19 protein-coding genes are annotated in these 18,460 nt (G+C 31.4%); 11 read left to right on the forward strand and 8 right to left on the reverse strand.

Going from position 1 to position 18,460, the window contains the following annotated elements:
* The first annotated feature begins 4 nt into the window (after positions 1-4).
* From MKD34_RS00985 to MKD34_RS01020, 8 genes are all read left to right on the forward strand, one after another.
* Complete coding sequence (locus tag MKD34_RS00985) at positions 5-979, forward strand: TRAP transporter substrate-binding protein (RefSeq protein WP_240219294.1); 975 nt, start codon at positions 5-7, stop codon at positions 977-979.
* Between the two features lie 12 nt (positions 980-991).
* On the forward strand, positions 992-1,474 hold the full coding sequence (locus tag MKD34_RS00990; protein WP_240219295.1) for a TRAP transporter small permease: 483 nt from the start codon (positions 992-994) through the stop codon (positions 1,472-1,474).
* A complete protein-coding gene (locus MKD34_RS00995; RefSeq protein WP_240219296.1) occupies positions 1,474-2,772 on the forward strand; it encodes a TRAP transporter large permease in 1,299 nt (432 codons plus the stop codon). Before MKD34_RS00990 ends, MKD34_RS00995 begins: the two co-directional genes overlap by 1 nt.
* A 58-nt stretch (positions 2,773-2,830) precedes the next feature.
* On the forward strand, positions 2,831-5,185 hold the full coding sequence (locus MKD34_RS01000) for a glycoside hydrolase family 31 protein (RefSeq protein WP_240219297.1): 2,355 nt from the start codon (positions 2,831-2,833) through the stop codon (positions 5,183-5,185).
* A 200-nt stretch (positions 5,186-5,385) separates the two neighbouring features.
* Positions 5,386-6,087 (forward strand): DUF5058 family protein, encoded by a 702-nt coding sequence (locus tag MKD34_RS01005; RefSeq protein ID WP_240219298.1) that lies wholly within the window; start codon positions 5,386-5,388, stop codon positions 6,085-6,087.
* Positions 6,088-6,103: 16 nt separating this feature from the next.
* On the forward strand, positions 6,104-6,766 hold the full coding sequence (locus tag MKD34_RS01010) for a hypothetical protein (protein WP_240219299.1): 663 nt from the start codon (positions 6,104-6,106) through the stop codon (positions 6,764-6,766).
* On the forward strand, positions 6,766-7,884 hold the full coding sequence (locus MKD34_RS01015; RefSeq protein WP_240219300.1) for a M20/M25/M40 family metallo-hydrolase: 1,119 nt from the start codon (positions 6,766-6,768) through the stop codon (positions 7,882-7,884). The genes MKD34_RS01010 and MKD34_RS01015 overlap by 1 nt, the downstream gene beginning before the upstream one ends.
* Positions 7,885-8,011: 127 nt before the next feature.
* Complete coding sequence (locus MKD34_RS01020) at positions 8,012-9,064, forward strand: YadA-like family protein (protein ID WP_240219301.1); 1,053 nt, start codon at positions 8,012-8,014, stop codon at positions 9,062-9,064.
* Positions 9,065-9,116: 52 nt separating this feature from the next.
* On the opposite strand, the gene fsa is transcribed toward MKD34_RS01020, so the two are convergent.
* The 7 genes from fsa to MKD34_RS01055 all read right to left on the reverse strand — a co-directional run bounded on the left by fsa (position 9,117) and on the right by MKD34_RS01055 (position 15,672).
* The gene (gene fsa / locus MKD34_RS01025) at positions 9,117-9,752 is read right to left on the reverse strand and encodes a fructose-6-phosphate aldolase (protein ID WP_240219302.1); all 636 of its coding nucleotides are present in this window, start codon (positions 9,750-9,752) and stop codon (positions 9,117-9,119) included.
* Positions 9,749-10,705, reverse strand: a complete 957-nt coding sequence (locus MKD34_RS01030; protein ID WP_240219303.1) for a transketolase family protein — start codon at positions 10,703-10,705, stop codon at positions 9,749-9,751. Before MKD34_RS01030 ends, fsa begins: the two co-directional genes overlap by 4 nt.
* Positions 10,698-11,537 carry a transketolase gene (locus MKD34_RS01035; protein ID WP_240219304.1) on the reverse strand — a complete coding sequence of 280 codons (840 nt, stop codon included), beginning with the start codon at positions 11,535-11,537 and terminating at the stop codon, positions 10,698-10,700. Before MKD34_RS01035 ends, MKD34_RS01030 begins: the two co-directional genes overlap by 8 nt.
* Positions 11,538-11,612: 75 nt before the next feature.
* The gene (locus tag MKD34_RS01040; protein WP_240219305.1) at positions 11,613-12,869 is read right to left on the reverse strand and encodes a PTS ascorbate transporter subunit IIC; all 1,257 of its coding nucleotides are present in this window, start codon (positions 12,867-12,869) and stop codon (positions 11,613-11,615) included.
* Between the two features lie 22 nt (positions 12,870-12,891).
* Entirely contained in the window at positions 12,892-13,167 is a 276-nt protein-coding gene (locus tag MKD34_RS01045; RefSeq protein ID WP_240219306.1) for a PTS sugar transporter subunit IIB, read from the reverse strand.
* Positions 13,168-13,178: 11 nt separating this feature from the next.
* Positions 13,179-13,601, reverse strand: a complete 423-nt coding sequence (locus tag MKD34_RS01050) for a PTS sugar transporter subunit IIA (protein WP_240219307.1) — start codon at positions 13,599-13,601, stop codon at positions 13,179-13,181.
* 73 nt (positions 13,602-13,674) lie between these two features.
* Positions 13,675-15,672: a BglG family transcription antiterminator gene (locus MKD34_RS01055; protein WP_240219308.1), complete on the reverse strand. Its 1,998-nt coding sequence runs from the start codon at positions 15,670-15,672 to the stop codon at positions 13,675-13,677.
* Positions 15,673-15,878: 206 nt separating this feature from the next.
* On the opposite strand from MKD34_RS01055, the gene MKD34_RS01060 reads away from it, so the two are divergent.
* The 3 genes from MKD34_RS01060 (at position 15,879) to rbr (ending at position 17,814) form a co-directional block, all read left to right on the forward strand.
* On the forward strand, positions 15,879-16,832 hold the full coding sequence (locus MKD34_RS01060; protein ID WP_240219309.1) for a TDT family transporter: 954 nt from the start codon (positions 15,879-15,881) through the stop codon (positions 16,830-16,832).
* Between the two features lie 110 nt (positions 16,833-16,942).
* The gene (locus MKD34_RS01065) at positions 16,943-17,143 is read left to right on the forward strand and encodes a hypothetical protein (protein WP_240219310.1); all 201 of its coding nucleotides are present in this window, start codon (positions 16,943-16,945) and stop codon (positions 17,141-17,143) included.
* 128 nt (positions 17,144-17,271) lie between these two features.
* Positions 17,272-17,814: a rubrerythrin gene (gene rbr, locus MKD34_RS01070; RefSeq protein ID WP_240219311.1), complete on the forward strand. Its 543-nt coding sequence runs from the start codon at positions 17,272-17,274 to the stop codon at positions 17,812-17,814.
* A gap of 44 nt (positions 17,815-17,858) precedes the next feature.
* On the opposite strand, the gene MKD34_RS01075 is transcribed toward rbr, so the two are convergent.
* Positions 17,859-18,410, reverse strand: coding sequence for a hypothetical protein (locus MKD34_RS01075; protein WP_240219312.1), 552 nt, complete (start codon positions 18,408-18,410; stop codon positions 17,859-17,861).
* Positions 18,411-18,460: the final 50 nt, after the last annotated feature.

Genomic DNA, 18,460 nt, shown 5'->3' on the forward strand with positions numbered 1-18,460 from the left:
AGATATGAAAAAAATAATTTTTTTAATTGTCACACTTTTTACAATGATAGGTTGTAATAAAAAGGATAATAGTGGGGATTTAAATTTAAAGTTAGCTCATGGATTAAGTGAAACACATCCAGTTCACAAAGGAATGCTAAAGTTTATTGAATTAGTGGAAACAAAAACAAATGGAGAAGTAAAAATTCAAATATTTCCTAATGGTCAATTAGGGCAAGAAAGAGAATTAATTGAATTAATGCAAGCTGGAGCAATTGATATGACAAAAGCTAGTGCTTCTCCAATAGAAGGATTCGTAAAAGAGTATGCAATATTTTCAATGCCGTACTTATTTAATAGTTATGAGCACTTTTTAAAAGCATTAAAAAGTCCTGTTGGGGATGAGTTTTTAGAGATGACTGAAAAAAGTGGATTCGTAGGATTAGGGTATTTTACGGCAGGAACTAGAAACTTTTATGGGTCAAAACCAATCGAATCACCAGATGATTTAAAAGGATTAAAAATAAGAGTTCAGCCAAGTAATACAGCTATAAAAATGGTTGAGTATTTAGGTGGAACAGCAACACCATTATCTTATGGAGAGTTATATACGGCATTACAGCAAAGAGTCGTAGATGGTGCTGAAAATAATATTTCAGCTATAACAACAGATAGACATGGAGAGGTATCAAAATTTTATTCATATGATGAGCATACAATTGTACCGGATGTTTTCTTTATTAGTAATTCCACTTGGAGAAAGTTAAATGATGATCAAAAGAAAGTTTTTAAAGATTCGGCAGAAGAAGCTTTTGAGTATCAAGTAGCTTTATGGGATGAAATGGAAAAAATACAAATAGAGCAGGCTAAAGAGATGAATGTAAAATTTGTATATCCAGATAAAAAACCATTTCAAGAGAAAGTTAAACCTATGTATGATGAGTTGATGAAAAATGAAACGATGGCTAGATTAATCAATTCAATCAAAGATACAAAATAAAGGGGGCTAATAATGGAAAGCATAAGAAATAAAATAAATAAAATAATCATTTTATTTTCCTCGCTAGTTTTAACACTGTTAGTTTTAGCAGTTACTTGGCAGGTTATATCAAGATATGTATTAAATAATCCAAGTACATTTACAGATGAGTTTTCAAGATTTAGTTTAATATGGATAGGATTATTAGGAGCAACATATTCTTTTGGAGTAAAAGCACATTTATCAATAGATTTATTATTTAATAAGTTAACAAAAGAGAAGACAATAAGATTGCAAATGCTTATTTCAGCAATTGTTTTAATTTTTATATTACTAGTTCAAGTAATTGGTGGAGGACAACTATCACTAAATACAATGGGGCAACTATCACCATCTTTACAAATTCCAATGGGAATTGTATACTCTATACTTCCTATTTCAGGAATAATAAATCTTCTATATATGTTGATAGATATAGTTGAATTAAAAGGTATTTTAAAGGAGGGGAATAAATAATGGCTTTAACGATAAGCGTTTTATTTATAAGTTTTTTCATTCTATTAGCCATAGGAACACCAATATCTATAGGAATTGGATTAGCTTCTTTTTTAACAATACTTATTAATTTACCTTTTGATGTAGCAGTTATAGCATCTGCTCAAAAGATGATAACTGGAATGGATAGTTTTACGCTGTTGGCGATACCATTCTTTATTCTGTCAGGAAGTATAATGAATACAGGTGGAATTGCAATAAAATTAGTTAACTTTGCTAAGCTATTAGGTGGAAGATTACCTGGATCCCTTGCTCAAGTTAATGTTTTAGGAAATATGCTATTTGGATCAATTTCTGGATCAGCAGTAGCGGCGGCAGCAGCTATTGGAGGAACATTGGATCCTTTACAGAAGAAAGAGGGATATGATCCTAAATTCTCAGCAGCAGTAAATATAGCATCATCTCCAACAGGATTACTTATTCCACCAAGTGGATCTCTAATCGTTTTCTCACTAGTAAGTGGAGGAACGTCAATAGGAGCTCTATTCGTAGCAGGATATATACCTGGAATACTTATGGGTCTTAGTGTAATGATAATAGCATATTTTATAGCTAAAAAGAATAACTATCCAGTTGAAGGGAAAGTTTCATTTGGGGAAGCTACAAAAATTATTTTAGATGCAATTCCGAGTTTATTACTAATAGTTATAGTAATTGGTGGAATAATTGCTGGAATATTTACAGCAACAGAAGCATCTGCAATATCTGTAGTTTATACACTATTTTTATCTGTCGTAGTTTATAAAAGTCTAACATTTGAGCATATGCAAACGATATTTAAAGATACTATAAAAATGACTGGAATAATAATGTTTTTAATAGGTGCGTCAAGTATCATGTCTTGGGCGATGGCATTTTCAACGATACCTCAATTCATAACAAATGCAATTTTAGGATTATCAGATAATAAAATCATAATATTGCTGTTAATGAATGTTATTTTATTAATAACTGGAACATTTATGGATTTAACACCAGCAATATTGATATTTACACCGATATTTTTACCAATTGCAACAAAATTAGGATTACACCCAGTACATTTTGGTATAATGTTAGTATCAAATTTATGTATTGGAATATGTACTCCACCAGTGGGAAGTGTATTATTTATAGGGTGTGGAATAGCCAAGGTTAAAATTGAAGAGGTTATAAAAGAATTAATACCATTCTTTATAGGTTTAATAATAACTCTTTTAATGATAACGTATATTCCATGGATAAGTTTAGGATTACCAAAACTATTTAAATTATTATAAAAAGATTGTATAAATAAGGAGGGTGAGGGTAAATTAAATTTACCCTCATAAGTATATTATGGGAATAAAATTGAACTATCTATTTGAAAAAATAGACAATAGAGAAAATATAGTAACATTTGCTTCAAAAGAGCTAAACTTAGAAGTAAAGCTTTCGATTTTAGAAAAAGATATCTTTAAAGTAACATTTTTAAAAGAGGGTAAATTAAAACTTGGAAAAACTTGGACTGTAACACCTGGAATGGAAGATTTTCCAATAGAAGGAAGAGACAGATTTGATCATTCAGCATTCCAATTACCAAAATTTGAAATTGAAGAAACTCAAGGAATAGTAACAATTTCAACTGAACTTTTAAAAGTTATTGTAGATCTTAATGGTATGAAGATGACTTGGTTTGGAAAATCAGAAAATGAGTGGATAAAGATAGCTCAAGATAGAAAAACTCAAGCTTATAATTTTGGATACTGGGATGAAAATATATACCATTATTTAGAGAGAGATTTAAAAGAACAATACTTTGGATTTGGAGAAAAAAGTGGAAAAGTAAATAAGCATTTTAGAAGAATGAGAATGAAAAACTTAGATCCAATGGGATACGATGCAGAATATAGTGATCCACTATATAAGCATATACCATTTTATATAACTAGAAATCCAGAAACTAAATATTCTTTTGGATTATTCTATGATAATTTCTCAACAGTAACTTTTGAAATGGGAACAGAGTTGGATAACTACCACGGATTATATAGATATTTTGAAGCCAAAGATGGAGATTTAGATTATTATGTTATAGCTGGACCACAAGTAAAAGATGTAACAGAAAGATTTTCATGGTTAACTGGAAAAACTATATTTTCACCAAAATGGAGTATAGGGTATTCAGGATCAACTATGACTTATACAGATTTACCAGAATCACAAAAGCTTTTAAATAATTTTCTAGATGATTGTAAAGAAAATGTAATTCCATGTGATTCATTTCAATTATCTTCAGGATATACTTCTATTGGAGATAAGAGATATGTATTTAACTGGAATAATGAGAAGTTTCCAAATGTAAAAGAGTTTACAAATAATTATCACGCAAATGGAGTTAGACTATGTGCTAATATAAAACCAGCATTTTTACATGATCATCCAAAATTTAATGAGATGAAAGAGATGGGATTGTTTGTAAAAGAAAGAAATAGTAATGAACCTGAGTTAGTTCAATTCTGGGATGATAATGGAGCTTACATAGATTTTACAAATAAAGAAGCTGTTAAATGGTGGAAAGATAATGTAAAAGAAAAGCTTTTAGAATTAGGAATTGATTCAACTTGGAATGATAATAACGAGTATGAAATTTGGGATTCAAAAGCAAGATGTAATGGGTTTGGAGAAGAGTTAGATATAGAGTTGATAAGACCTATTCAAACTTTACTTATGATGAAATCATCTTTTGAAGCTCAAAAAGAGTTTGATGGAAATATAAGACCGTACTTAATCTCAAGAGCAGGATGTCCAGGTATGCAAAAGTATGTGCAGACATGGTCTGGGGACAATAGAACAGAGTGGAAAACATTGAGATATAATAACTATATGGCGATAAGTTTAGCTCTTTCTGGAGTGTATAACTTAGGTCATGATGTTGGAGGATTTTCAGGCCCTGCACCAACACCAGAATTATTTGTAAGATGGGTACAAAACGGAATTTTCTATCCAAGATTTACAATTCACTCATGGAACGATGATAAATCGGTAAATGTACCATGGATGTATCCAGAAGTTTTACCTGAAATAAAAAAGGCTATGGATTTTAGAAGAAGGATAACACCTTATATCTATAATTTACTATATAGAGCCCATACAGATGGAACTCCAATAATGAAACCAACTTTCTATAACTATGAAAATGATAGAAATACATTTAATGAAAATGATGAGTTCTTATTAGGTGACGATATGTTAGTAGCAACAGTAGTTACAGAGGGAGAAAAAGTAAGGAGGGTGTATTTACCAGAAGGAAACTCATGGTATGACTATAATACTAATCAGCTTTATAAAGGTGGACAAACTATCGAGGTAGAAGCTAATTTAGGTACTTTCCCACTATTTATAAAAGAGGGAGCAATTATACCAATAAACTCTACTGATAGTTATACTTTTGAAACAAAAGATGAAGATAAGAGAGCTTTTGTTATATATGCAAGTGAAGTAACAGGCAAATCAGAATTTACATCTTTTGAGGATGATGGATTAACTCAAAGTTATAAAAAAGGAAATTGTGCAAAAATAACAGTAAAAGTAGAAACAAAAGATGATTCTATTGAAGTAGTTATTGAAAAAAATGGAGATAAAGCATTTATTCAGGATGATTATGAAATTATTGTAATAGATTCTAAAAATAGAAAAGTGATAAAAAAATAATTAAAAAGGACAATATCATCAATGGGTGATATTGTCCTTTTAGTATTGTGAAAAAAATGGTGAAAATCATGTTCAAATTGAAAAAAGTAATCATAAAAAGATTTTTTTGTTTATAATATTGACATTTTTTAATCGAAATGCTACTATAATCAAGTGTTTCAAGAATTAGAGACTTATTTAAGACATTTTAGGAGGGATTTATGAACGGGCATATGATTTATGCATCACACCCAATTATATGGGGAACAGCTATTTTTGGTATTATTATTGTTTTACTTCAATCGGGGTTAATCATTAAAAAATCAATATCAACAGCTAAAGAGTTAGGGATATCTAACGATAAAATAACTAAGGGAATTAAAGTTAGTGCAATGGCCAGTGTTGGACCAGCATTAGGAGTAGTTGGAAGTTTATTAGCACTTTTAGTTACAATGGGATCACCAGTTTCAACATTGAGACTAAGTTTAATAGGAAGTTCAAACTTTGAGGCAATGGCAGCAAACTTTGGAGCTCAAGCTATGGGATCTGAGCTTTCAACAAATATGTTACCAGTTGTATTTACAAATGCACTTTGGACTATGGCGTTAGGATCAATGGGATGGATTGTTTTCGTTTTCCTATTTGCACATAAAATGGATAAAGTTAATGGATTATTAACAAATGGAAGAAAAGCTCTTTTACCAGCAGTTGGACTTGGAGCTATGTTAGGATCTTTCGCATTCTTTAACATTGGAAACTTAATGAAGTTTAATACAAATCCTGATGTAACTGTTGCCGCTATATCTGGAATGATAATTATGGTAGTTTGCCTAAAGATAGGAGAGAAGATGGCTTGGCTAAAAGAGTGGGCACTTACTTTTGCTATGTTTGGTGGAGCAGCTATAGGACTTTTAGCAGCATAAATTGGGAGGATAAAATATGGGAATTTATAATAGATATATAGATGATGTTACAAAAATAGGAAGAAGCACGATGGTTTTAGGATTTTTCGCTTCTCTTTTACCAGCATTAATTATGACTTTTTACTTTGGATTTAATCCAGGATTGGCAGCTATAGTTGCTGGAGCTATATCACAAGCTTCTGTTTCTGGAGCTTTCTACTTTAGTGAGCCAATTAGTTACTATCCAATAGTTGGTAGAGCTGGATTATATATGGGATTCTTATCAGGAAATCTTGTAAATATGAGAATACCTGCTGCTATCTCTGCTCAAGAAGCTTCTGAGTGTCCTGCAGGAACTGAAGAGGGTTCTATAATGGGAACTATTGGAATAGGAGTTTCTATATGGATTGGTATTGTATTCTTAATACTATCAGTTTTAGCTGGGCAAGCATTATTAAGTCAATTACCACCAAGTTTTATGGCACTATTAACTCTAGTTATACCTGGTCTTTTTGGAGGAGTTTTTGCACAGTTTGCAATAAAGTCACCAAAAGTTGCAGTTTTTGCTTTAGCAGTGTCATTTGCTATGACAAAGTTAGTTAACTTTATTCCAGGAAAACCAGCGTTTTTAATTACATTAGTATCGGTTTTCTCAAGTATATTATTTGCTAAAAAACTTATGGAAAAGAAGGTTGGATAATGAAAAAAGAGAGAGTTATAAATAGTTTTATAGATATGGTAAAAATATACTCTCCATCGTTAAATGAGAAGGAGTATAGTGAGTACCTAGTAAAGCAATTAGAAAGATTAGGACTTGAAGTATATTTAGATTTAGGTTTTAAAAAGTATGGTGGAAATGCCCCTACAATTTTTGCTAAATTAAAGGGAAATATTTCTGGAGAGGGAGTTACATTAGTAGCTCATATGGATGTAGTAGAGCCATGTGCAAATATAAATCCAATAGTAGATGGAGATTTTATAAAAACTGATGAAACTACAACTTTAGGTGGAGATGATAAAGCTGGTATCGCAGCTATATTAGAGGTTTTAGAAAACCTAATAGAGAGTGAAGCAAAACACGAAGATATATTTGTTCTTTTAACTCCATGTGAAGAGAATGGAATGCTAGGAGCAAAGAATATAGATTGGAATTTAGTTCCAGCTCATATGGTTCCAGCAAAGAATATGATTGTTATAGATAACTCTGGTAGAGCTGGACTAATAGCTCACACAGCTCCAAGTAAGTATGATTTTAAAATCACTTTTAAAGGTAGAAAAGCTCATGCTGGAATTGAACCTGAAAAGGGAATAAATGCTATAACTCTTGCTGGAGTAGCTATTTCTAATATGAACATAGGAAGAATAGACACTCTTACAACTTCTAACTTAGGGACAATTCATTCAGAGTTTCCAAGTAATGTTGTAGCTGACCTTTGTGTTGTTACAGGAGAGGTTAGAGGTCACTCTTTAGAGTCTATATTTGAAACGTTAAACTCTTATGAAAAGGCTTGTGAAAACAGTGTTGAAAAGTTAGGTGGAGAGTTTGTATTTGAAAAGGTATGTGTTTTCCCAACTTTAAAACCAACAGATGATCTTGTATTTGCAAAGGAGTTTGCAAAAGTGTATGAGAATATGGGAATAGCTACTGAGCTTCAAGTTATAGGTGGAGGATCAGATAGTAACATATTTGCAGAAAAGGGATATAACTCAATAATCATTGGAGTGGGAATGGAAGGCGTTCACACTGTAAATGAAAAGTTAGATACAAGAGAGTTATTTAAAACTATTGAGGCACTAAAGAGTTATATTGTAAAATAAAAGTAAAAAGATGAAAGGGACAGTTTTCTTAAAAACTGTCTTTTTTATTTTTAATCAAAATAAAGGGATGGCAATAGTTATATTGAATAATGCTCATACAATAGAATGATATGAGGAGAGTGAAAAGATGAAAAGATTATGGTTAACATTGCTACTTTTGGGGATATCAGTAACAGTTTATTGCAACAATTTTGTGGGAGGAGATGGAGCAACTGCTAGTGGGAGTTATTCCACAGCAGTTGGAGAGGGATCCAGTGCAAGTGGAGAGTACTCTACAGCCATTGGTTCAGAAACTACAGCAAGTGGATCAAACACGGTTGGAGTAGGATCTTTTGTTAATGCAAGTGGAGATAATTCATCAGCATTTGGAACAGGAAGTCAGTCAACTGGAGTATCGTCTGTAGCAGTAGGTGCTTTTAGTGAATCGAGTGGTTCAAATTCAACAGCTTTAGGAACAAGTAGTGTGGCAACAGGAGAAAGCTCTACATCGATAGGAATGCAAAGTGAATCAAGTGGTTCAAACTCTTCAGCTATGGGAACAGATAGTAAAGCAACAGGAGAAAATTCAACAGCTTTAGGAGCTTCAAGTAGTGCAACAGGGAATAATTCTGTTGCATTAGGAAAAGGATCTGTTGCTTCAGAAGATAATACAGTGTCTGTGGGAAGTGATGATACAAAAAGAAGAGTAACTAACATGGGAGAGGGAGTTGCAGAAAGTGATGGGGTTACAGTTTCTCAATTGAAAAAGAAAGCTGATGCAACAACAGTGGAGAAAAATACGCAAAAGATAGGTGAAAACACACAAAAGATAGGTGAAAATACACAAGCGATAAAAGAAAATAAAAAAGCAATTGAAGAAAATACTCAAGGAATAGCTCAAAATGGAAAAAGAATAAATGATTTAAGTGGTAGATTGGATAAAGTTGAAAAGAAAGTAAATAAAGGATTATCCCTAATGGCAGCAATGGCAGCAATAGATTTTGGGCATGCTGAAACAGGAGATTTATTATTAGGAGCAGGAGTAGGTCATTTTCAAAATTCTCAAGGTGTAGCATTAGGAGTTATGTATGCACCAACTGATTCTACAAGAGCAGCTTTAAAATATTCAGTTAGTTCAGATGATATAAAAACATCAGCAGTGGGAGTAGGAATAACACATAAAATAGCAAATTTTAAATAAAGTGTATTAAATGAAAAGCTAAGAGAAAAATATCTCTTAGCTTTTTTAATCTTTATCTATTCCAATCAGCTAAAAACTTAGCTATTCCAGCATCTGTAAGTGGATGCTCTAGCATTTTACAAAGCACAGGGTATGGAATTGTACCAATGTGGGCTCCAGCTTTAGCAGCCTCTTTAGAGTGGTAAGTATTTCTGATACTAGCAGCTATAATTTCACTACTGATATTGTGAATTTTAAAAATCTCAGCAATCTCTTTTATTAGTTCAATACCATTTACTCCAGTATCATCAAGTCTTCCAAGGAAAGGACTAACGTAAGTAGCTCCAGCTCTTGCAGCTAAAAGAGCTTGATTAGCTGTAAAAATCAGAGTTACATTTGTTTTAATTCCTCTATTTACAAGGTGTCTACAAGCCTCTAATCCATCCTTTGTAATAGGAAGTTTTATAACTATATTACTATGAATTTTTGCAAGTTCTAAAGCCTCAGCAATCATCTCATCAGCTTTTAAAGAGATAACCTCAGCACTGATAGGTCCATCTACAATTTCACAAATCTCAGTTACAACCTCTTTAAAATCTCTTCCCTCTTTAGCAATTAGAGATGGATTTGTAGTAACTCCAGAGATACACCCCATCTTTGCAGCCTCTCTAATCTCATTTACATTAGCAGTATCAATAAAAATTTTCATAGCTTTCCTCCCAAAGCAAGTTCACTTGCTTTTTCTATAATTTTTTCAGCTGTTAAACCATACTCTTTCTGTAGGAAGTCTTGAGTTCCAACTTGTCCAAATCTATCTTCAACACCAACTTTTCTCATAGGTACTGGGTAGTTTTCCACAAGGACATCAGCAACAGCACTTCCAAGACCACCAGTGACATTATGATTTTCAGCTGTTATAATCTTTCCTGTTTTTTTAGCATATTCAATAATTAGGTCTTTATCTATAGGTTTTACAGTAAACATATCAATAACAGCGGCACTGATTCCTTGTTTTTCAAGCTCTTCAGCAGCTTTTAAAGCTTCTGCAACCATTATTCCATTAGATATTATCGTAAAGTCTTTACCATCTTTTAGAACTTTTCCTTTTCCAATTTCAAACTTTTCATTTTCATCATATATTTTATAAGCATTTTTTCTAATTGTTGTTATATAGTGGATTCCATAGATATCTTTTATCTCACGAATTAGGTATTTTAACATAGTAGAATCAGTTGCTGTAATAACTGTAGCTCCAGGAATCTCTCTCATAAGAGCTATATCTTCAAAAGATGTATGAGTTCCACCATTGTGTTGTGATGTAATCCCTGTGTCTGAACCTAATATTTTTATATTTGTTTTAGCGTAAGCTCCAGATAAAAATATTTGATCATAACATCTTCTAGTGGCAAATGGGCTAAATGTATGAATAAAAGGGATCTTTCCAAGAAGAGATAATCCACTTGCAACTCCAACCATATTAGCTTCCATAATTCCACAATTAACAAAGTTATTAGGATAATCCACACCAATAGATGTTGTAGTGATAGCTTCAGAAAGGTCAGCTTCTAAAACATAGACATTTTTATCCTCTTTAATAAGTTCTTTTAATGTTTCACTATATGCTTTTCTCATCTCTGTAGTTTCTAATATAAGATTACTCATTTTCAGCCTCCTCATCACCATTTTCAAAGTTTTGAATCTCCCAAAGAAGAACTCCCTTCATCTCATCGTTGAATCTAACGTGGTGATTCGCTTTTAAATCTTCAAAGTATTTAACACCTTGACCTTTAATAGTATCTAAAATAATGGCTTTAGGTTTTCCAAAGTTATCACCTTTTAAAGCTGTTTCAATCTCTCCAACAGAGTCACCTTTAACTTGCATAGAGTGAAATCCAAAGCTTCTAAGTTTTTCTAAGATACTAAAAGTTTCACAGATTTCCTCAGTTGTTCCATCTAGTTGCTTTTTATTGTTATCCACAAAAAGAGTGAAGTTAGTTAGTTTAAAGTGAGCAGCAAACTGGATAGCCTCCCAACACTGCCCCTCGTTTAGTTCACCATCTCCAACAATACAGTAAACATGTCTTTCGCTACCATCTCTTAAAAGGCCTAAAGCTATTCCAACAGCAGCAGAGATACCCTGTCCTAAAGAACCAGTTGTCATATCAATTCCTGGAGTTAAATTTCTATCAGGGTGACTAGGTAAAGTTGTTCCATTGTCATTTAGTGTCATTAGAGTTTCTAATGGGAAAAAACCTTTTAATGCAAGAGTAGAGTAAAGACTAGGACCTGCATGGCCTTTAGATAAAACTAGAAAATCTCTATCTAAATTTTTAGGATCTTGGGGATTAATCTTCATATTTGAATATAGTACCGCAAGAGTTTCTACAATGGACATAGCTCCACCAATATGTCCAAAACCTCTATTTAAAAGCATTTTTAATGTCTCTTTTCGAATATCTTTAGCAAACTTTTCCATTTGAATAATATCGCTCATAAAAACCTCCCAATGAAATATCTTGTAAAAATTTATGGATACCTATAAGGTATCCATAATATAGTTCTATAAATTTTAGAAATAACCTACAATATATCCTAAAATAATTCCTACAACTCCAAAGTCTGCATCAGAGAAAGTCGTATTAGCAAATCCTAAACTTCCTAAAATTGGAAGTAGTGCTACAGGTAGGAATGTTATTAAAAGACCATGAATAAAAGCTCCAATAGTTGCTCCTTTTCTACCACCAGTTGCGTTTCCGAAAACTCCAGCAGTAGCTCCACAGAAGAAGTGAGGTACAACACCAGGTAAAATTAGAATCATTTTAAGTTGTCCTAGAATTAAAAGTCCAACAATACCTCCAACAAAACTGCTTAAGAATCCGATTAAAACAGCATTTGGTGCATATGGGAAAACAATTGGACAATCTAGAGCTGGTTTAGCATTAGGTACTAACTTTTGAGAGATACCAGTGAATGCAGGAACAATCTCTGCAAGAAGTAATCTAACACCTTGAAGGATAATGTATACTCCAGCAGCAAAAGTGATAGCTTGAACAACGGCAAATACAATGTAGTTTTGTCCACCACTTAAGTTTTGTTCAACATACTCAGGCCCAGCAGCAACAGCAACTATAATGTATAGAATACTCATAGTTAAAGAGATTGAAATTGAACTGTCTCTTAAGAAACTTAAGTTCTTAGGAAGAGCCATCTCTTCAGTTGATTTAGAGTTTTTTCCAACAAGAGATCCAACCCAAGCTGATAAAACATATCCAACTGTACCAAAGTGTCCAAAGGCAACATCGTCAGAACCTATGATTTTTCTCATAGTAGGTTGTGCAATAGCTGGGAAGAACGCCATGATAAATCCAAGAACTAAAGCTCCAACTCCAATTAGAGTAGTTCCAGTTAATCCACCAACTGCAAGAATAACAGCAATCATACAAGCCATATAGAAAGTATGGTGCCCAGTTAAGAAGATATATTTTAAAGGTGTAAACTTAGCAATTAAGATATTTGCTAACATACCAAAAGCCATAATAAGTGCTGTTGCAGTACCATACTCTTTTAAAGCCATCCCTACTATAGCCTCGTTGTTAGGTACAATTCCTTGAACGTTGAAACCAACTTCAAACAGCTCACCAAATGGAACTAAAGCTCCAACTAAAATACCAGCTCCACCACCAATAATAATAAATCCTAATATAGTTTTAATAGTTCCCTTAATCGTGTCTGAAGCACTTTTTTTCTGTAATAGTAAACCGATTAATGAGATTAAACCAACTAAGATAGCTGGAACTTTTAAAATGTCTAAAATAACATTTAACATCTCTACCCACTCCCTTTTTCTTTTATAAAACCCCTTTAGCTTTTAAAACTTCCTCAAGTTTTTCTTTAAGTTCTGCAAGGTTGATAATACTATTAAGTGAAACTACATTTTTAAGTGATGTACTATTAGCTAAATCTGATGACATAATAAAGATATCAGCTGATCCCTCTGTTGCTGAAGCTAAATCTGTATGATCTACTTCTGCATCAACACCAAGTTGAGTTAAAACCTTTTTGATATTCATCTCTAACATAAAACTACTTCCTAAACCTGATCCACAAACTGCTAATATTTTCATAAAAAAACCTCCTATATTATCTCTAAAATCTCTTGATTTGTTTTTGCCAATTTAATTTTTTCAATTTTTTCATCATCATTCAAAAGCTCAACTAAATTTGTTAAAGCATCTATATGGGACTCATTATCCTTTGCTGCTAAAGTTATAACAATTTGAATATTGTTATTCCCAAACTTTGCAGGAGTATCTAATTTAAGTAAAGACATTCCCATTTTTAAAACACCATCCTCTGGGCGAGAGTGGGGCATTGCCACATCTTCAGAAAGGACAATGTAAAATCCAAGTTCATTAACTTTAGATATCATAGTGTCAATATATCTAGGTTCAATATATCCTTTTTCTAGAAGAGGGCGAGAAGCAATCTTTATAGCTTCCTCCCAACTGTCAACTTGAGGTAGGATTTGAATGTTACTTTCTAACAGCTCTTTTATCATCTCAATATCCTCCAGTTATCTTTATGCTTTAATTATATTTCAAGAGAAAATAAAAATAAACTCTCTATTTTATTCAAAATTTTTTTACAAAATTATTTATGTTAAATCTTTTTTCATTGGCAATTTCCACAAGCTGAACAAATGGATCTAGGTGTTCTTTGTTATCTTTTGATGCAAAAGCCACTACAGTTTGCACTAATTTGTCATTTGGAAAAAGTACAGGTTCCTTTAAAGTTACTAAAGAGAAGGCTGTTCTAAAAACATCATTTTCATTTCTTGCATGAGGGAAGGCCATATTGGGAGCTAATATAATATATCCTCCATATTTCTCAATAATTTCAATCATATTTTCAGTATATTTTTTAGTTACACATCCATTTTTTTCTAAAATTTCACCTGCTAGTTGAACAGCTTCCTGCCAAGTATTAGCTAAAACCCCTTCTTTTATATAGGTTCTATCTAGCAAGTCAAAAATTGTAAGTTTTTTTGGAGAAATATCGTCCACCAAAGTTGAATCAAGTAACTCTTTTAGTTGTGATAGAAGATTATCTTTGTCAGTAATTGTGGTATTTTTTTCAATCACTTCTAAAACTTGAGAAAAAAGTACCTTCTTACTACGTCTAGGAACGTTAAAACTCTCTAAAATCTCCATATCTTCATTAGAAAGTAGAGGATTAACTTTAATTATAGGTTGAGTTATATCACTATTTTCTAAATCTAAAGTTGTAATTATATAATCTATGGAGTTTTTTTCTAAAGATTTTGTCAAAAGATGACTTGGAATAATATCTACAATATCTAATGAGTAAAACTCTTTTATCTGCTGAGCAAGAAGTTTAGAAGTTCCATAACCTAAACCACATACAAGAAGAACTTTCTTTTTATTTTTACTTTTAACTCTATTTCTATCAATAGCAGCTTTAAAATGTATTGTTATAAAAGCTATCTCATCTTTTGTAAATTTTTTCTCTATAAATTTTTCAAGTCCTTCTAAAACTTCAGAAGTAATATCAAAAAGTTGTGGATAACTTTCTAATACCTCTTGGTAGATTGAGTTTTCAAGCTCAATGCCATTTTGAATTCTATATATAGTAGGCTTTATGTGATTTAGTAATCCATCTATTAGAGTTTCATCTTGAGAGATATCTACATCTACTCTTTTATTGAATTCAGTTATTAGTTTTTTCACAAGAATCTCCATCTCTACCCAGTTCTCGTAATATGAATAATTTAGGTTATATGTATGACTTCCTAAAAAGTAGTCTGTGATTTTAAGATACTCTACTTTAGAAAGTTCTATATCATAATGAGCTTCTAAAAGTGTGCTACCTTTTTTAACTGCTTCATACTCTTTTGTATTTTCTAAGAAGTTTTCATTTTTAATTTTATCTATATGATGCCCAGCTCTAACCATAAGAATAGTTATTTTAAGATAGTTTTTAATAATCTGGTAAGCTTCATCAGAGATTATTCTATCCATAATTTTTTGACAGTAATTTAAAAATAGCTTAATTCCCTCTTCATTAACAGACAAATACTCTTTTAAGATATTTTTGAAAAATATATTTTTTCTATTTTTAATAGTTGTTAGAAACTTTAAAAGACATTGTCTAATATCCTCCTCTTTTCCAACTAGTTCAAGACCTTTTTTATGACAAATTTCTAAAGATAGATGGTATTTATCAAGAGTCTCTTTAAGCTCTTTTAGATGTAGTTTAATAGTACTTCTACTAATATCTAGTTCTTCAGAAAGTTGCACTTGGTTAATAACTCTTTTAAAAAGAATTAGCATAAGAATATATAGTTCTCTCTCTTCAGAGGAGAAAGTAGTTTTATCATAGTTATCTTTTAAAAACTCCTCTAAAGATTTGAAGTTAGATATTTTAACAATACCCTTTGAAATCTCAATGTTATCAAGAGAGTTTTCACTTAAAAGTTCAGAAATTTTTTCTAGCTCATAACGAACAGTTCTTTCACTTACTCCAAGTTCTTCAGAAAGCTCTTTTAAACTCTTCTCTTTTTTATGTAATATTAGGTTTTGTAAAATTAAAGTTGAACGACTATTTAACATTTGTGACTCCTTTTGTTACTTTTTAAGTTGATTATAACATAAAAAATGAAAATTAAAAGAAAGTGTATTATAAATAGGTATAATAGTGCAATATATGTATGATTAACGTATGTAAACTATATATGTACAAAAAAAGTTGAACCTTGGTTCAAAAGTGTGTTATAATGTGATATAAAAATATATATTAAAACCAGAGGCGAGGAAAAATGAAGAATTTGAAAAACTATTTTAAGTATTTGCCAGTGGCTCTTACAGGGTTAGCTCTAGGTGTTTCTGGAGTGAGCGGTGCAGTAGCAGTTATACTTAATCCAAAAGCGTTATATATAGGAAACTTTATATCTTTGATGTTACTCCTACCTATAATTATAAAAAATGTATTACATTTTGATGTATTTAAAGAGGAACTGAAGCATCCAACATTAGGAAGTTTTATACCTACTTTAGATATGGCTTTAATGAATTTCTCAGTTGTACTATATGAGTTTTCACCATCTTTAGGAAAAGGTTTATGGCTACTATGTATACTTTTACATCTAATATTTGGAGTCTCATTTATATATCATAGATTTCGTTCTTGGAATATTGAGCACATGGTTCCAAGTTGGTTTGTACCACCAATTGGGATAGTTGTAGCATCAGTGGATTCAGCAGTTATGGGGATGCCACAGTTAGCACAAGTGATATTTTACATAGGTTTTGCTTTTTATATAGTGATGTTACCTATGATGTTATATAGAGTTATATTTGTTGAAAAGATTGATGATGCGAGACTTCCAACTTTTGCAATTATGGCAGCTCCACCTAATCTTTGTTTAGCAGGATATTTAGTAGCTTTTAAAACTCCAAATCCAGCAATGGTAGGATTTTTATTTCCACTAGGAATATTTATGACAGCACTGCTTTACATATCAATGGTTAAAATAATAAGACTTAAATTTACACCAGTATACGCATCGTTTACATTCCCTTTAGCAATAGGATCTACAGCAATTTTAAAATATTCAAAATATATTGCAACAGTTGATGAAAATAGAGGAATTTTCTGGTATAACTTTGGAGTAGCAGCAACAACATTGGCGGTATTCTTTATATCAATTATCTTTGTGAGAATAGTAAGAATAGTTATAAACCAAATAAAAGAGATAAGAGGAAGTTTATAAAACTTCCTCTTTTTTATTTAATAAAATAAAAAAGAGATATAGAAGAGATTTTGAGGATATAAAATATTTATAGATAACAACTAAAAATTTTATAAAAGAAAGAGGAGTTAATGAACAAAAGGTATACTGATAAAGAAAGAAGACAAGAATTAATTAAGTGGTTTAAAGAGAACTATTTTTTAGAAGAGAGAGTGAGGTATTACATCTTAATTTTTGATAAAATTTCAAAATTAAAAGACATTGTCATTAAAAGAGAAAAATATTTAGAATTTCAAACGGAGATACTAGATGAGTTTGATAATAGAATTTAATATATTTCGTATTGACTTTTTTTTAAGAATTTGATAGAATCAATTAATTATACTTTAAGGGTATAATTTATTTTTACAAATTTTAAACGTAGGATGATAGGATGATGCGTTTATACAAGGGAGGAATAATGAGCAACATTAAAGGAACAAAAACAGAAAAGAACTTATTAGAAGCTTTTGCAGGGGAATCTATGGCGAGAAACAAATATTCTTACTATGCAAGTAAAGCTAAAAAAGAGGGGTATGTTCAAGTAGCTAAATTATTTGAAGAGACAGCTCATAATGAGCAGGAACATGCTAAAATTTGGTTTAAACTTCTTCATGGAGGAACAGTAGCTTCTACTATTGAGAATTTAAAAGATGCAGCTGAAGGTGAAAATTATGAGTGGACAGATATGTATGCAATTTTTGCTAAAGAAGCTAGAGAAGAGGGATTAGAAGATATTGCTATTCTTTTTGAAGAGGTTGGAAAAATAGAAAAACAACATGAAGCTAGATACAAACAGCTTTTAGAAAATATAGAGTCAGGAAATGTATTTAAAAGAGAGTCAGTAAAAGAGTGGGAATGTATGAACTGTGGGCACATACATATAGGAGAGTCAGCTCCAGAGTTATGTCCAGTTTGTAAGCATCCAAAAGCTTACTTTATGTTACAACCTAAAAATTTCTAAGATTATATAATAAAAAAAATAGCAGTATAAACTGCTATTTTTTATTATATGGCTTTGTCTAAAGTTTCAATAATATTGATACTTCCTTCTATTAAATATTCTGTTGTAGGTAAAAAGTGAATATCTCTATCATGACATTTTTCCCATTTAATATCCCCAGTCCAATAATCTTTTAATATATTTGATATAGACTTAAAATCAGAGTTTCTAATTTCAGATATTATATCAGCGTTATGCTTAGAAAGAGTGTACTCTTTACTTGTATCAATAGATACTTTATAAATAGTTCCTTTCCAGCCATACATCTTAGCTGCAGTTAAAAGATCAGTTAATTTTTCAAAGGCAAATTGTGCTCCGCATCTAGATGGAAGTTCAGGAAAGAATTTTAAACGATATTTTTCTAATTCTTGCTCAGCTTCAATATTAACTAAATCCTCCCTTAAAAAAGTTGGGAATTTATTTAGATTGAAATTTAATATATAGTTAATTTTCTCCTCTTTATTTAGAAGATTATAGTGAAAGTCATCAATAAAGTTAATTAAATAAAGTTGATTATTTATAACCTCGCCAGTATTAGCAATAGTTATTAAAGACATATTTGTACCTCCGATTGTTTCTTACAAAAAAAAGCCCTTAAATAAGAGCT

The organism is Cetobacterium somerae, assembly GCF_022430525.1.
In the GTDB taxonomy this organism is placed as follows: domain Bacteria; phylum Fusobacteriota; class Fusobacteriia; order Fusobacteriales; family Fusobacteriaceae; genus Cetobacterium_A.

Excerpts from the sequence above, each read along its gene's own strand:
- MKD34_RS00985 (WP_240219294.1), top strand. The coding sequence starts at position 5 with ATGAAAAAAATAATTTTTTTAATTGTCACACTTTTTACAATGATAGGT.
- MKD34_RS00990 (WP_240219295.1), top strand. The coding sequence starts at position 992 with ATGGAAAGCATAAGAAATAAAATAAATAAAATAATCATTTTATTTTCC.
- MKD34_RS00995 (WP_240219296.1), top strand. The coding sequence starts at position 1,474 with ATGGCTTTAACGATAAGCGTTTTATTTATAAGTTTTTTCATTCTATTA.
- MKD34_RS01000 (WP_240219297.1), top strand. The coding sequence starts at position 2,831 with ATGGGAATAAAATTGAACTATCTATTTGAAAAAATAGACAATAGAGAA.
- MKD34_RS01005 (WP_240219298.1), top strand. The coding sequence starts at position 5,386 with ATGAACGGGCATATGATTTATGCATCACACCCAATTATATGGGGAACA.
- MKD34_RS01010 (WP_240219299.1), top strand. The coding sequence starts at position 6,104 with ATGGGAATTTATAATAGATATATAGATGATGTTACAAAAATAGGAAGA.
- MKD34_RS01015 (WP_240219300.1), top strand. The coding sequence starts at position 6,766 with ATGAAAAAAGAGAGAGTTATAAATAGTTTTATAGATATGGTAAAAATA.
- MKD34_RS01020 (WP_240219301.1), top strand. The coding sequence starts at position 8,012 with ATGAAAAGATTATGGTTAACATTGCTACTTTTGGGGATATCAGTAACA.
- fsa (WP_240219302.1), bottom strand. The coding sequence starts at position 9,752 with ATGAAAATTTTTATTGATACTGCTAATGTAAATGAGATTAGAGAGGCT.
- MKD34_RS01030 (WP_240219303.1), bottom strand. The coding sequence starts at position 10,705 with ATGAGTAATCTTATATTAGAAACTACAGAGATGAGAAAAGCATATAGT.
- MKD34_RS01035 (WP_240219304.1), bottom strand. The coding sequence starts at position 11,537 with ATGAGCGATATTATTCAAATGGAAAAGTTTGCTAAAGATATTCGAAAA.
- MKD34_RS01040 (WP_240219305.1), bottom strand. The coding sequence starts at position 12,869 with ATGTTAAATGTTATTTTAGACATTTTAAAAGTTCCAGCTATCTTAGTT.
- MKD34_RS01045 (WP_240219306.1), bottom strand. The coding sequence starts at position 13,167 with ATGAAAATATTAGCAGTTTGTGGATCAGGTTTAGGAAGTAGTTTTATG.
- MKD34_RS01050 (WP_240219307.1), bottom strand. The coding sequence starts at position 13,601 with ATGATAAAAGAGCTGTTAGAAAGTAACATTCAAATCCTACCTCAAGTT.
- MKD34_RS01055 (WP_240219308.1), bottom strand. The coding sequence starts at position 15,672 with ATGTTAAATAGTCGTTCAACTTTAATTTTACAAAACCTAATATTACAT.
- MKD34_RS01060 (WP_240219309.1), top strand. The coding sequence starts at position 15,879 with ATGAAGAATTTGAAAAACTATTTTAAGTATTTGCCAGTGGCTCTTACA.
- MKD34_RS01065 (WP_240219310.1), top strand. The coding sequence starts at position 16,943 with ATGAACAAAAGGTATACTGATAAAGAAAGAAGACAAGAATTAATTAAG.
- rbr (WP_240219311.1), top strand. The coding sequence starts at position 17,272 with ATGAGCAACATTAAAGGAACAAAAACAGAAAAGAACTTATTAGAAGCT.
- MKD34_RS01075 (WP_240219312.1), bottom strand. The coding sequence starts at position 18,410 with ATGTCTTTAATAACTATTGCTAATACTGGCGAGGTTATAAATAATCAA.